General features: G+C 61.5%; 14 protein-coding genes and 1 pseudogene. 11 read left to right on the top strand and 4 right to left on the bottom strand.

Translation table 11 applies throughout. From position 1 onward, the window contains the following. Positions 1–30 precede the first annotated feature (30 nt). Positions 31–1,008: an ABC transporter permease gene (locus ACS5Q8_RS16475; protein WP_465159152.1), complete on the bottom strand. Its 978-nt coding sequence runs from the start codon at positions 1,006–1,008 to the stop codon at positions 31–33. Beyond that, a complete protein-coding gene (locus ACS5Q8_RS16470; protein ID WP_276193377.1) occupies positions 1,005–2,492 on the bottom strand; it encodes a sugar ABC transporter ATP-binding protein in 1,488 nt (495 codons plus the stop codon). The genes ACS5Q8_RS16475 and ACS5Q8_RS16470 overlap by 4 nt, the downstream gene beginning before the upstream one ends. Positions 2,493–2,775: 283 nt before the next feature. Between ACS5Q8_RS16470 and rpiB the strand changes: the two genes are divergently transcribed. The 3 genes and pseudogenes from rpiB to ACS5Q8_RS16455 form a co-directional block, all read left to right on the top strand. Continuing rightward, entirely contained in the window at positions 2,776–3,237 is a 462-nt protein-coding gene (gene rpiB / locus ACS5Q8_RS16465; RefSeq protein ID WP_276193376.1) for a ribose 5-phosphate isomerase B, read from the top strand. 63 nt (positions 3,238–3,300) lie between these two features. Further along, positions 3,301–4,281 carry a sugar-binding transcriptional regulator gene (locus ACS5Q8_RS16460; RefSeq protein WP_247401298.1) on the top strand — a complete coding sequence of 327 codons (981 nt, stop codon included), beginning with the start codon at positions 3,301–3,303 and terminating at the stop codon, positions 4,279–4,281. A 388-nt stretch (positions 4,282–4,669) separates the two neighbouring features. After that, a pseudogene (locus ACS5Q8_RS16455) lies at positions 4,670–5,965 on the top strand (TerC family protein); the annotation flags it as partial. A gap of 2 nt (positions 5,966–5,967) precedes the next feature. Here the strand turns inward: ACS5Q8_RS16455 and ACS5Q8_RS16450 are convergent. Next, complete coding sequence (locus tag ACS5Q8_RS16450) at positions 5,968–6,330, bottom strand: thioredoxin family protein (protein WP_276193375.1); 363 nt, start codon at positions 6,328–6,330, stop codon at positions 5,968–5,970. Between the two features lie 374 nt (positions 6,331–6,704). Between ACS5Q8_RS16450 and ACS5Q8_RS16445 the strand changes: the two genes are divergently transcribed. The 8 genes from ACS5Q8_RS16445 (at position 6,705) to ACS5Q8_RS16410 (ending at position 13,309) form a co-directional block, all read left to right on the top strand. Then, positions 6,705–7,553, top strand: a complete 849-nt coding sequence (locus ACS5Q8_RS16445; protein ID WP_276193374.1) for a transporter substrate-binding protein — start codon at positions 6,705–6,707, stop codon at positions 7,551–7,553. A 52-nt stretch (positions 7,554–7,605) separates the two neighbouring features. After that, the gene (locus ACS5Q8_RS16440) at positions 7,606–8,268 is read left to right on the top strand and encodes an amino acid ABC transporter permease (RefSeq protein ID WP_465159151.1); all 663 of its coding nucleotides are present in this window, start codon (positions 7,606–7,608) and stop codon (positions 8,266–8,268) included. 11 nt (positions 8,269–8,279) lie between these two features. Continuing rightward, positions 8,280–8,942, top strand: a complete 663-nt coding sequence (locus tag ACS5Q8_RS16435) for an amino acid ABC transporter permease (RefSeq protein WP_276193372.1) — start codon at positions 8,280–8,282, stop codon at positions 8,940–8,942. Beyond that, positions 8,939–9,721: an amino acid ABC transporter ATP-binding protein gene (locus tag ACS5Q8_RS16430; protein WP_276193370.1), complete on the top strand. Its 783-nt coding sequence runs from the start codon at positions 8,939–8,941 to the stop codon at positions 9,719–9,721. Before ACS5Q8_RS16435 ends, ACS5Q8_RS16430 begins: the two co-directional genes overlap by 4 nt. 23 nt (positions 9,722–9,744) lie before the next feature. After that, the gene (locus tag ACS5Q8_RS16425) at positions 9,745–10,134 is read left to right on the top strand and encodes a RidA family protein (RefSeq protein ID WP_276193369.1); all 390 of its coding nucleotides are present in this window, start codon (positions 9,745–9,747) and stop codon (positions 10,132–10,134) included. 166 nt (positions 10,135–10,300) lie between these two features. Next, positions 10,301–11,065, top strand: a complete 765-nt coding sequence (locus tag ACS5Q8_RS16420) for an IclR family transcriptional regulator (protein WP_247401380.1) — start codon at positions 10,301–10,303, stop codon at positions 11,063–11,065. Between the two features lie 9 nt (positions 11,066–11,074). After that, positions 11,075–12,283: an amino acid deaminase gene (locus ACS5Q8_RS16415; RefSeq protein ID WP_276193368.1), complete on the top strand. Its 1,209-nt coding sequence runs from the start codon at positions 11,075–11,077 to the stop codon at positions 12,281–12,283. 117 nt (positions 12,284–12,400) lie between these two features. Next, positions 12,401–13,309: a sugar kinase gene (locus tag ACS5Q8_RS16410; protein ID WP_465159150.1), complete on the top strand. Its 909-nt coding sequence runs from the start codon at positions 12,401–12,403 to the stop codon at positions 13,307–13,309. A 118-nt stretch (positions 13,310–13,427) separates the two neighbouring features. On the opposite strand, the gene ACS5Q8_RS16405 is transcribed toward ACS5Q8_RS16410, so the two are convergent. Then, the gene (locus ACS5Q8_RS16405; protein ID WP_028622750.1) at positions 13,428–13,703 is read right to left on the bottom strand and encodes a peptidylprolyl isomerase; all 276 of its coding nucleotides are present in this window, start codon (positions 13,701–13,703) and stop codon (positions 13,428–13,430) included. Positions 13,704–13,707: the final 4 nt, after the last annotated feature.

The following is a 13,707-nucleotide window of genomic DNA, read 5'->3' as shown; positions in this document are numbered from 1 at the left end:
ACTCCGTTATTGTTGTAGTAGGGTCGTTCTCTAGCGTTTTTTCTTGCGCCACACGTCAATCAGTACTGCAAACACGATGATCAGGCCCTTGGCGACCTGCTGGTAATAGGACGACACGCCGAGCAGGTTCAGCCCGTTGTTGATCACACCGATCAGCAGCGCGCCGAACAGCGTGCCGACAATGCTGCCGGTGCCGCCCGACAGGCTGGTGCCGCCGATGACCACGGCGGCAATCGCGTCCAGCTCGTAGGACGCCCCGGCCTGGGGCAGGGCGGAAGTGGTGCGCGCCGACAACACCACGCCGGCCAGCCCGGCGAGCAGGCCCGAGACCACGTACACCGAAAACATCACCTTGCGCACGCCGATGCCGGAGGTGCGCGCGCTCTTTTCATTGCCGCCCACCGCGTACACATAGCGGCCGTAGGTGGTGTAGCGCAGGACCATCCAGAAGATCAGCGCGACCACGGCAAAGATGATGATCGGGATGCCGATCGGGCCGATCTTGCCGATACCCAGCGCCAGGTACGCCTCGGGCAGGTCGGTGATCGGGCTGCCGTCGTTGAGGATGAAGGTCATGCCCCGCGCAATGCTGAGCATGCCGAGGGTGGCCACGAACGGCGGGATCGACAGGTTGGCGACCATGAAGCCATTCACCACGCCGAGCATCGCCCCGGCGAACATCCCGGCGCTCACCGCCGCCAGCAGGCCGTAACCCTGGGTCGCGACCATCGCGCTGCACAGGCCGGAAAACGCCAGGATCGAACCCACGGACAGGTCGATGCCCTTGGTCAGAATCACGTAGGTCATGCCCACGGCGAGGATGCCGTTGATGGAGGTCTGGCGCAGGATGTCCATCCAGTTGCGCCAGGTCATGAAGTATTCGCTGGAAAACGCCATTACCACGCACAGCAGGATAAACACCAGCGGCAGGCCGAAGCGGTCCAGGGACAAACGCAGGCGGTGACGCGGCGTGGCGGTGAGGGGGGAGGCAAGGGTTTTGGCGTTCATGAGGCAAGACTCAGCAAGGCTTCCTGGGAAAGGGCGGTGTCGGTGCTGATGGTCACCAGCCGGCCGCCTTTGAATACCGCGATGCGATCGCTCAAGTGCAGCAGTTCCGGCGCTTCCGACGACACCACGATGGCGGCGCCGCCGGCACGCACGAACTGGTCGAGCAGGTGGTAGATCTCCTGCTTGGCGCCTTCGTCGATGCCGCGAGTGGGCTCATCGCACAGCAGGCACACCGGTTCGGTCGACAGGCATTTGGCGAGCACGACTTTCTGCTGGTTGCCGCCGCTCATGGAGGCCACCGGCAGCTCCAGGGAGGTGGTCTTGATCTGCAGGCGCTTGACCATGTCCTGGGCCAATTGGGTTTCCTTGCGTGCATTGATCAACGACCAGCTCGACAGGCGTTTGTAGGCCGACAGCGCAATGTTCGACAGAATGCTGCTGCTCAGCACCAGGCCGCTGTCTTTGCGGTCTTCGGTGACCAGCGACATACCGGCATCGATGGTCGCCTTGGGCAGCCCGATCGGCATGGGTTTGCCTTGCAGGGTGACGCTGCCGGAATCGGCCACCGTCAGCCCGTAAATGCAATTGAGGAACTCACTGCGCCCCGAGCCCATCAGGCCATAGATGCCGAGGATCTCGCCCTGGCGCAGTTGCAGGCTGATGTCGTGGAACTCGCCTTTGCGGCTCAGGTTGTCGACCTGCAGGCAGGTGGCGGCGGCGCACTCGCGGCCGACCTTGTGGTCGATGCGCGTCAGTTCCTGGCCGACGATGCCGCGCACCAAGTGGTCGCGGTCGATATCCGCCATGCGCCCGCTTTCCACGAAGGCGCCGTCGCGGAAGATGCTGTAGTCATCGGCGATCTGCGCCAGTTCGCTCAAGCGGTGCGACACATACACGATGCCGGCGCCACGGGCGGTGAGGCGGCGGATTGCCTTGAACAACGTCTGCGCTTCGTGCTCGCCGATGGCCGAGGTGGGTTCGTCCATGATCATCACCTGGCAGTCATGGCTGAATGCCTTGGCGATTTCCACCAGTTGGATTTGCGCCACGCTGAGGCGATGCATCGGGCTGCTGGCGTCGACGTCGAACTCCAGGCTTTCGAGCAGCTCGCGGGTGCGCCGGTTCAGCGCCTTGTTGTCGACGATGCAGCCGGCGCGGCGCGGTTCGCGGCCCAGCCAGATATTTTCGGCGACGCTCATGTAGGGGATGGGTTCCAGCTCTTGGGTGATCATCGCGATCCCCGATGCCAGGGCTTCACTCGGGCGGTTGAACTGCACCGCTGAGCCGTTGAGCAGGATGGTACCGGCGTCACGCGCGGTGATGCCCATCAGGATGCTCAGAAACGTCGACTTGCCCGCGCCATTGCCGCCGCACAGCGCGTGGACGCTGCCAGCCCGCAGAGAGAGGCGCCCGTCACGCAGGGCAGGGATACCGGCGTAAGCCTTGGCGACGTGTTCAGCCTGGAGCAGTAATGGCGTGGCCATCGGCGTGTCCTCGTGCTGTGAATTCTTATTAGATCGCACAGTCATGTTTCGCTGTGAGCATATGTGTATCAAATGAAATTCTGATCAGTCAATCTCTTTCATGTAAAAGCTGTGATTCTCATCTTTAGCCTCAATAACGCCTTTTTAGACGGCTTTGACTGCCGAGTCAGTTAAATCATGCTTGACAGAGGGGGGTGGTTGCCCGCGAAATGCCTGAACGATATTTCACTGACTGATCATATGATCGGTCATAAGCACGACCTCGGCAGCGGAGCCAGACGCCATGAACACACCTTTCCCGGTGGCTATCGGATGCGATGAAGCGGGTTTTGAGCTCAAAGAGTTGTTAAAGCGCCATATCAAAGCGCTGGGTCACCCGGTGACCGACTTCGGCACCCATTCCACCGCGCCAGTGCTTTACCCGGATATCGCCCTGGCCGTGGCCAATGCCATCAATGCCGGGCAGCAGCGCCTGGGGGTACTGGTGTGCGGCACCGGGATCGGCATGGCCATCTCGGCGAACAAGGTGCTGGGGATTCGCGCGGCCCAGGCCCATGACACGTACTCGGCGGAGCGTGCGCGCAAGAGCAACGATGCGCAGATCCTGTCCATCGGCGCGCGGGTGATCGGCGCGGAGCTGGCCAAGAGCATCGTCACCGCGTTCCTCGCGTCAGAGTTCGAGGCGGCGCGTTCCGGGGCCAAGGTCGAGCGCATCAATGCGATTGAGCGCAATGGGCATCAGTAGTAGACGTGGCGGGGCAAGAGTCGGGAGAATGCGCCTTTGACGCCGAAACGGAAGCCCGTCCCCATGAGTGACAGTACCCAGCGCATGGCCAGTGATATCGATCAGATGACCGAAGTGGCGATGCTCTATTACCTCGAGAACGTCACTCAGGAAGCCATCGCCAAGCGCTTTGACCTGTCGCGGGCAAAAGTCAGCCGCCTGCTCAAACGTGCGCGCGACGAGGGCATTGTCGAAGTGCGCGTGTTGCAGCACCCGGCGATGAACAATGAGCTGGAACGTGCCCTGGTGGAGCGCTTCAAGCTCGACCGCGCGCTGATCGCCGTCGACCACAGCGACCCCGACACCCAGCGCTCGGCCGTCGCCAGCCTGGTGGCCAATTACCTGAACAAGACGTTGAGCGACGGCATGATCGTCGCCGTGGGCATGGGTCGTAACGTTGGCGCGGTGGCTGATAACGTGTTCCTGCCGGTGACGCGCAATTGCACATTTGTCTGCGCCATCGGCGGTTCGCTCAAGGCCGGCGAATACATGAACCCCGATCATATCTGCCGGCGCCTGGCCCTGCGCTTTGGCGGCGAGAGTGAAAGTCTGTACGCGCCGGCCCTGGTGGCTAACCCGGAACTGCGCGGCGTGCTGATCAATAACGACACGGTGCGCTCGACCCTGGATCGCGCGCGGCGGGCGGACATTGCGCTGATCGGTATTGGCGACATGAGCGAGAACAGCAATATGGTTCGTATGGGCTGGTTCTCGCCCCAGGAAATTGCCCAGGCGCGGTTGTCCGGCACAGTGGGCGACATGATGGGTTATGACTTTATCGATATCCACGGGCAGCCGGCGGTCAACGCCATTCAGGGGCGGGTGATCGGGCTGACGGTGCAGGAGTTGTTCCGGATTCCGGATGTGGTGGCGATTGCCAGTGAGAACACCAAGGCGGCGGCGACGCTGGGGGCGTTGCGGTCGGGGGTGATCAATACCCTCGCGACCACGGTGACTAATGCTCATACCATATTGGCGCTGGATGAAGCGACCCGTAAAGCCTGACACGCCACGGGTCAAAGTGTGGGAGGGGCGGTGCGACGATTCGACTTGCTCCCGATAGCGGTCTTTCAGATAAATATATGCTGGCTGATACACCGCCATCGGGGGCAAGCCCCCTCCCACATGGGGGGTGTGTGGGCTTTGGGGACAGGTTTTGTAATAGTTTTGTGTTGTAGGGAATTTGTGGTTCGACTGTAGGATTCAAGTCCTTTTGTTAATTCAGGACTTGCATGAACGCCCTCTCGGAGCCTCCCAGTCGTCTTTCCCCAAGACAACCGCTGTTGCTGTTCCCGCTGAAGCACCCCGTATTCCAACGGCTAACCCTGTCCCGGTCCTCTGACCGCGCTTTGCCGTGCCCGGCATTCTGAACACCGATAAAGAGACTCTATAAATGGAATGGTTAGCGGACCCCACGGCCTGGCTCGGCCTGTTGACGTTGATTGTGTTGGAACTGGTGTTGGGCATCGACAACCTGGTGTTTATCGCGATCCTGGCGGACAAGTTGCCACCGGAGCAGCGCGACCGTGCGCGGTTGATCGGGTTGTCCCTGGCCTTGCTGATGCGCCTGGGCTTGCTGGCGAGTATTTCCTGGTTGGTGACCCTCACCCAGCCGTTGTTCGAGGTGTTCGACAAGAGCTTCTCCGGGCGTGACCTGATCATGCTGTTTGGCGGTGTGTTCTTGTTGTTCAAGGCCACCATGGAATTGCATGAACGCCTTGAAGGCCATGTGGCGCAACGCTCGGGCAATGTGGCCTATGCGATGTTCTGGCCGATCGTCGCGCAGATCGTGGTGCTCGACGCGGTGTTCTCCCTCGATGCGGTGATTACCGCCGTGGGCATGGTCGATGAGCTGGCGGTGATGATGATCGCGGTGATCATTTCCATCGGCCTGATGATTGTCGCGAGCAAGCCGCTGACCCGTTTCGTCAACGCGCACCCGACGGTGATCATGCTGTGCCTGGGTTTTTTGATGATGATCGGTTTCGCCCTGACCGCCGAAGGCCTGGGCTTCCACATTCCGAAGGGCTACCTGTACGCGGCGATTGGTTTCTCGATCCTGATCGAGGTGTTCAACCAGATTGCCCGGGCTCGGCGCAAGAAGGCCGCGCAAGGCGTATTGCCCATGCGTGAGCGCACCGCCCATGCGGTGATGCGCTTGCTCGGTGGTCGCAGCCTGGCAGAGGAAGAGGTGGGCGAAGAGGTGGCCGACCTGTTGGGTGAGCCGGATATGACTCAGGGCCCGCTGTTTGATCGACGTGAGCGGGTGATGATCAGCGGCGTGCTGCAACTGGCCGAGCGGCCGATCCGCACCTTGATGACGCCACGGGCCACGGTCGACTTTATCGACTTGGCGGACGATCTCGACACTATCCGCCTAAAACTGATGCGTTCGTCCTACTCGCGGCTGCCGTTGATCCGCAACGGCGCTGTCGATGAGCCATTAGGTTTTGTACAAAAAAAGGAGTTGCTCAAGGAGTACCTGGCCGGCAACGAGCTGAACCTTGAGCACCTGGCGCGCCGGGCGATCAACCTGCTGGCGAGCTGCTCGATCCTCAACGCCCTGGAGCAGATGCGCCAGGCCTCGACCCACATTGCTTTCGTGATCAACGAGTGCGGTGATTTCATCGGCGTGTTGAGCATGACCGACATCCTTGAGTCCATCGCCGGTGAATTGCCGGACGCCACGGGTCATGCAGGTTTTCCGGGTGCCGTTGCCACAGGCGTAACCGCGTAGGCTCGGGTGTACTGCTCGAAGGCTTTTTTCAGCGCGTCTTCGCCAAGGCCGGGCAGGGCGTCGAGCAGTACCTGGTCGCGGTAGATCAGCAGCATCGGGATGCGGTCGACACGCGGATGCTTGGGGGTGTTGACGCAGTCAAGGATCATGACTTTGACCTGGCCCTTGTAACGCTCGCTGATTCGTAGGAACCGCGGCATCGCGTCACTGCACGCGGTGCAGTCATGTGAGATGAACACGACAAACACAGGCTGCGGGGTACTCAGTTCCCGTTCAAACGCAGCCTTGTCCTTAACCACGGCGTTGACATAGTTCATGAGGGCTTCTCCCTGTTGTACATGCGCTTACGCTAGGTGGGGAGATCACCTACGTCTACTGTCAATCTTCACAGGTCACTCACACACCTGCCAACGCCCGTTCAAGGTGTGGGCGCGCGATAAAGGTGCACGGTAACGCCAGGGCGGTGCGCCCATGTGGACCTGTCACGGGGTGTGGGGCCTTGGGTAGCAAAGGGATTGCCGTTACTCGTGTTACGCCTTATGCCGCATCAATATGTATACCGCTGATTTAAAACGACTTTATTCCCAGCGTATTTTTCCATTACTGCGTATGGCACACTTTCTGCTGTCTATTCCGTTGTTACATACCAAGTTCCGGTATAGCGGAATACACAACTCCTGGAGTGCTTGTCATGCATCACCGACCTTCCGTGTTCAAAGCGTGTGTTTTTCTCTTCGCCGCATCGGCTGCCCTCGCAAGCACCGTGCAGGCGGCGGGCAGCAAGCTCGATGATGTGCTCAAGCGTGGGCATCTGGTCGTGGGTACAGGCAGTACCAATGCGCCGTGGCACTTCCAGGGAGCGGATGGCAAGTTGCAGGGGTTCGATATCGACATCGGTCGCATTGTGGCCAAGGGCTTGTTCAACGACCCAAGTAAGGTCGAGTTTGTGGTGCAGTCTTCCGACGCACGGATTCCCAACCTGCTGACCGATAAGGTCGACATGAGTTGCCAGTTCATCACCGTCACCGCCAGCCGAGCGCAGCAGGTGGCGTTTACCCTGCCGTACTACCGCGAAGGCGTCGGCCTGCTGCTGCCGAACAACAGCAAATACAAAGAAATCGAAGACCTGCAAGCCGCCGGCGATGGCGTCACCGTGGCCGTGCTGCAAAACGTCTACGCCGAAGAACTGGTCCACCAGGCGCTGCCCAAGGCCAAGGTCGATCAGTACGACAGCGTCGACCTGATGTACCAGGCGGTGAACTCCGGCCGCGCCGATGCCGCCGCCACCGACCAGTCTTCGGTCAAATACCTGATGGTGCAGAACCCTGGCCGCTACCGCAGCCCGGCTTACGCCTGGAGCCCGCAAACCTACGCGTGCGCGGTCAAGCGCGGCGACCAGGACTGGCTGAATTTCGTCAATACCGCGCTGCATGAAGCCATGACCGGTGTGGAATTCCCTACCTACAAGGCCTCGTTCAAGCAATGGTTCGGTGTCGACCTGCCGGAGCCTGCGATCGGTTTCCCCGTCGAGTTCAAGTGATTCGTGAAAACCGGGGCGCCGCGAACGGCGCCCCCATCAGGTACTGTCGACCATGAACTATCAGTTGAACTTTGCCGCCGTGTGGCGCGACTTCGACACCTTGCTGGCGGGGCTGTGGCTGGGCCTTGAGCTGGCGCTGCTGTCGATCGCCATCGGCTGCGTGATCGGCTTGCTGATGGCGTTTGCCATGCTGTCCAGGCACCGGGCGTTGCGCATCCTGGCTTCGGTGTATGTGACGGTGGTGCGCAATACGCCGATCCTGGTGCTGATCCTGTTGATCTACTTTGCGTTGCCGAGCCTGGGCATCCGCCTGGACAAGATCCCTTCGTTCATCATCACCCTGTCGCTGTACGCCGGCGCCTACCTGACCGAAGTGTTCCGCGCCGGGCTGTTGAATATTCCCAAGGGCTTGCGCGAAGCCGGGCTGGCCATCGGCCTCGGCGAGTGGCGCATCCGCGCCTATATCACCGTGCCGGCGATGCTGCGCAACGTACTGCCGGCGCTGTCGAACAACTTCATTTCGCTGTTCAAGGACACCTCGCTGGCGGCCGCGATCGCGGTGCCGGAGCTGACTTATTACGCCCGCAAGATCAACGTCGAAAGCTACCGGGTGATTGAAACCTGGCTGGTCACGACCGCGCTCTACGTGGCCGCCTGTTACCTGATCGCCATGCTGCTCCGTTACCTGGAACAGCGTCTGGCGATCCGTCGTTAGAAGAGGCTCGCATGTACCAATCCCCCAGCTGGCTGCATGAGTTGTGGATCGCCCGGGACACCCTCTGGGCGGGGTTCCAGGCCAGCGTCTATGTCTCGGCGCTGGCGATTATCTTCGGCACCCTGATCGGCATCGTCGCGGGGTTGATCCTGACTTACGGTAGATTCTGGATGCGCGCGCCGTTTCGCCTGTATGTCGACCTGATCCGTGGCACGCCGGTGTTTGTGCTGGTGTTGGCGTGTTTCTACATGCTGCCGGCGCTCGGTTGGCAGATCAGCGCGTTCCAGGCCGGTGCGGTCGGGCTGACGTTGTTCTGCGGCTCCCACGTCGCGGAGATCGTGCGCGGCGCGCTGCAAGCCATTCCCCGCGGGCAAATGGAAGCGGGCAAGGCGATTGGCCTGACGTTCTACCAGACCCTGGGCTACGTGCTGCTACCCCAGGCGCTGCGGCAGATCCTGCCGACCTGGGTCAATTCCTCCACGGAAATCGTCAAGGCCTCGACCCTGCTTTCGGTGATCGGCGTCGCCGAGTTGCTGCTCAGCACCCAGCAGGTGATCGCGCGCACCTTCATGACCCTGGAGTTCTACCTGTTCGCCGGGTTTCTGTTTTTTGTCATCAACTACGCCATCGAGTTATTCGGGCGCTACATTGAAAAGCGGGTGGCCTTGCCATGAACCAACCTCAAACAACCCAACCGCTGCTGGACATTCGCGGCCTGCGTAAACAATACGGCCCAGTGGAGGTGCTCAAGGGCGTCGACCTGTCCATGCAGCGCGGCAACGTGGTGACGTTGATCGGCTCCAGCGGCTCGGGCAAGACCACGCTGCTGCGCTGCGTCAACCTGCTGGAAGAATTCCAGGGCGGGCAAATCACCCTGGACGGCGAGTCCATCGGCTACCGCGACATCGCCGGCAAGCGCGTGCGCCATCCGGAGCGGCTGATCGCCCAGCACCGCGCCATGACCGGCATGGCATTCCAGCAGTTCAACCTGTTCCCGCACCTGACGGCGCTGCAGAACGTCACCTTGGGCTTGTTGAAAGTTAAGAAAATGCCTAAGGACGAAGCCGTGGCTTTGGCGGAAAAATGGTTGGACCGTGTAGGACTCTTGGAGCGCCGCAATCACTTCCCCGGTCAGTTGTCCGGCGGCCAGCAACAGCGCGTGGCCATCGCCCGTGCGATTGCGATGAACCCGAGCCTGATGCTGTTCGACGAAGTCACCTCGGCCCTCGACCCCGAACTGGTGGGCGAAGTGCTCAGCGTGATCAAGGGCCTGGCGGAAGAGGGCATGACCATGTTGTTGGTGACGCATGAGATGCGCTTTGCCTACGAAGTCTCGGACAAGATCGTCTTCATGAACCAGGGCCGTATTGAAGAACAGGGCTCGGCGAAGGACATCTTCGAACGCCCGCAGTCGCCGCGCCTGGCGGAATTCCTGAAAAACATTCGTTTTTAACTGTCAGTCAAGGAGCACTATTTATGAGCATTACGCGTTACGGCGCCGGCAGCACCGCCGGTGGTGGCCAGCCACGTCCTTTCGCCCGTGCGGTGGAAGCGGACGGCTGGCTCTACGTCTCGGGCCAGGTGCCGGCGGTGGACGGTGAAATCATCAACGGCGGCATCGTCGAACAAACCCGCCAGACGATGCGCAACGTGGTGGCGATTCTCGAAGAGGCCGGCTACGCGTTGAAAGACGTGGTGCGCGTCGGCGTCTGGCTGGAAGACCCCCGGGATTTCTGGAGCTTCAACAAAGTCTTCGGCGAATACTTCACCCCCGAACACGCCCCGGCGCGCGCCTGCGTGCAGGCCAACATGATGGTGGATTGCAAGGTCGAGATCGATTGCGTGGCCTACAAGAAAAAGGGCTAAATGCCCGCATCTCAAGACCACATCAAATCCAATGTGGGAGGGGGCTTGCCCCCGATAGCGGTGTATCAGCAACAGATGTGTCTACTGGCACACCGCCATCGGGGGCAAGCCCCCTCCCACAGTGGACCTGCGCCAGCCCTACCATTTCGAGCGGACCGAAACTTCCATGACCGAAGACACCATCAAACGCCGCGCCAAAGGCCTGGACCGTGCATTCGATATCCTCGATTTTCTCAAGGAAATCGGCCAGCCCCTGCGCCCGAATGATATTGCCAGCGGCATCGGCAGCCCCAAGTCCACGGTCTACGAGTTGGTCGCCTCCTTACTGGAACGCCGCATCCTGGAAACCGTGGGCAAGGACGGGCATGTCTACCTCGGCCGCCAGCTGTACTTCCTCGGCCAGGCGCACCTGCGCCATTTCGACCTGACCCGCGAGGCCGACCATGCCTTGCAGGCGATCGTCAGCCAGACCCACGAAACCGCGCAGATGTGCCTGCTCAACGGGCGAAAATACACGGTGGCGCTGATGCGTGAAGGCGAGCGGCATTTCCGGATTTCCTCGGACATCGGCGAAAACGCGCCGATCCCGTGGACCGCGTCCGGGCGCCTGTTACTGGGGCACTTGAGCGACCAGCAGATCGTCGACCTGATCGACCCCGACGACTTCATCCTGCCGGACGGCCAGCGCTTGCCGCTGGAGACCTTCCTCGCGCAGATCCGTCAGGCCAGCACCGAGGGCTTCTTTTCCTTCGACAGCGTGGCCGACACCTTTACCCATTGCTTTGCCGCCCCGGTCCGGGACGCGCAGGGCGTGAGCATTGCGACCCTGTGCATCGTCGCCCCCCGGGCCGATGCCAGTCAAAACTACAATGACTACCGCCGGGTGTTGATCGAAAGCGCCAACAACCTGGCCCGTCGCATCAACGAATAGGAGCTGTTCATGTCTGCCATCAACGCCGTTGCAAAAGGCGCCGCCGCCGTCGGCGCCCATCTGGTCCGTGACGTCAGCCTGCCGGCCCTGGTGCTGCACCGCGACGCCCTCGAACACAACATTCGCTGGATGCAGGCCTTTGTCAGCAACAGCGGCGCCGAGCTTGCGCCCCATGGCAAGACCAGCATGATGCCGGCCCTGTTCCAGCGCCAGATCGCCGCCGGTGCCTGGGGCATCACCCTGGCCAGCGCGGTACAGACCCGCGCCGCCTATGCCGGTGGCGTGCGCCGTGTGTTGATGGCCAACCAACTGGTGGGCGCGCCGAACATGGCGTTGATCGCCGAGTTGCTGGCCGACGCGGACTTTGACTTCCACTGCCTGGTCGACCACCCGGATAACGTCGCCGACCTGGGCCTGTTCTTCGCCGCCCGTGGCCTGCACCTGAACGTGATGATCGAGTACGGCGTGGTCGGTGGCCGTTGTGGTTGCCGTAGCGAGCAGGCGGTACGCGACCTGGCCAAGGCAATCAAGGCCCAGCCGGCGTTGGTACTGACCGGTATCGAAGGCTACGAAGGCGTGATCCACGGTGAGCACGCCATCAGCGGCATCCGCGAATTCGCCGCGAGCCTGGTGCGCCTCGCCGTGGACCTGCAGAACAATGGCTCGTTCGACCTGGCCAAGCCGATCATCACCGCATCGGGATCGGCCTGGTATGACTTGATTGCCGAGTCCTTCGAAACGCAAAACGCCGCCGGTCGGTTCCTCAGCGTGCTGCGTCCCGGCAGCTATGTAGCCCATGACCACGGCATCTACAAAGACGCGCAATGCTGCGTGCTCGACCGGCGTAGCGACCTCAATGAAGGCCTGCGCCCGGCGCTGGAAGTCTGGGCCCATGTGCAATCGTTGCCTGAGCCTGGCTTCGCGGTGATCGCCCTGGGCAAACGCGATGTGGCTTACGACGCTGGTTTGCCGGTGCCGCTCAAGCGCTACAAGGCCGGGATTGTGCCGGCGCAAGGCGATGACATAAGCGCGTGCAAGGTCACAGCGGTGATGGACCAGCATGCGTTCATGAGCGTGGCACCGGGGGTTGAACTGCGCATCGGCGACATCATTTCCTTCGGGACTTCCCACCCGTGCCTGACCTTCGACAAGTGGCAGGTCGGTTGCCTGGTGGATGAGCAACTTCAGGTGATCGAGTCCCTGCATACCTGCTTCTAGACCGCGTCGCCTCTATCGTGAGCAAACCCGCTGCGACCTTTGGGTGTGCGAACACATTCAAAGGTGGGAGCGGGCTTGCCCGCGAAGGGGCCATCAGCCGCACCGGAGACAACAGGCATGAACACCACCCCTCGCATCGCCCTCATCGGCGAATGCATGATCGAACTGCAACACCGCGCCGACGGCAGCCTGCACCAGAGCTTCGGCGGCGACACCCTGAACGCGGCGGTGTACCTGCGCCGCGAGCTGGGGGCGCTCGGCAGCGTCGACTACGTCACCGCCCTGGGCGATGACAGCTTCAGCGATGCCATGTGCCAACAGTGGACCGCCGAAGGCCTTGGCCTAGACATGGTCCAGCGCCTACCCGGGCGGTTGCCGGGTTTGTACTGCATCCAGACCGACGCCAATGGCGAGCGCAAATTCCTCTACTGGCGCAACGAAGCGGCCGTGCGCGACTGCTTCACCACGGCAGCCGCTGCACCGATTTTGGCGGCGTTACCGGGCTATGACGTGGTGTATTTCAGCGGCATCACCCTGGCGGTGCTGGGTGAAGTTGGGCGTGAGCGTTTGTTGCACGCCTTGATCGAAACCCGTCGGCGCGGCAGTCAGGTGGTGTTCGACAACAACTACCGGCCGCGTTTGTGGGCCAGTATCGAGGCGGCGCGTGCGGCCTATCACAAGGTGTTGGCCGAAGTGGATATTGCCTTGTTGACCGAGGATGACGAGTACGCGTTGTTTGGTTATGCCGACAGCGAGCAGGTGTTCGCGGCGTATCCGGCAATCGCGGAAGTCGTGCTCAAGCGCGGTGCCGAAGACTGTTTGATTCGTTGCGCAGGTCAGCGCTTTGCCGTGCCAGCGTTGAAGGTCGAGACGGTGGTAGACACCACGGCGGCGGGGGACTCGTTCAGTGCGGCGTACCTGGCCAGTCGGCTCAAGGGTGGTTCGCCGCAAGAGGCGGCCTTGGCTGGGCATCGGCTGGCGAGCCGGGTTATCCAGGTGCCGGGGGCGTTGATTCCTCGGGCGTGAATGGCCGCCTGCGGCGGATCGGGGGCAAGCCCCCCCCACAGTTGACCGCATTCTTCCAGATGAAATGCGCTCACTGTGGGAGGGGGCTTGCCCCCGATAGCGGCCTAAAGCCAACCCATCAATCCCGATAAAACACCTGCACCAAGTGGTACCCAAACTTGCTCTTGACCGGCCCATGCACCACCCGCAGCGGCTTCTTGAAGATCACCGCATCAATCACGCCGACCATTTGCCCCGGCCGAACCTCGCCAAGATCGCCGCCGCGCTTGCCAGACGGGCAGGTGGAATACTTCTTGGCCAGCACATCAAACGCTTCGCCCTTGGCGATGCGCTGCTTGAGCTGTTCGGCTTCTTCGCTGGTTTTCACTAGGATATGGCGGGCTTGGGCTTTCATGGTT

It is taken from the genome of Pseudomonas sp. PAMC25584 (assembly GCF_058135675.1).
Note: the sequence above shows the minus strand (reverse complement) of the source record. Positions and strands in the feature narration are given on the sequence as shown.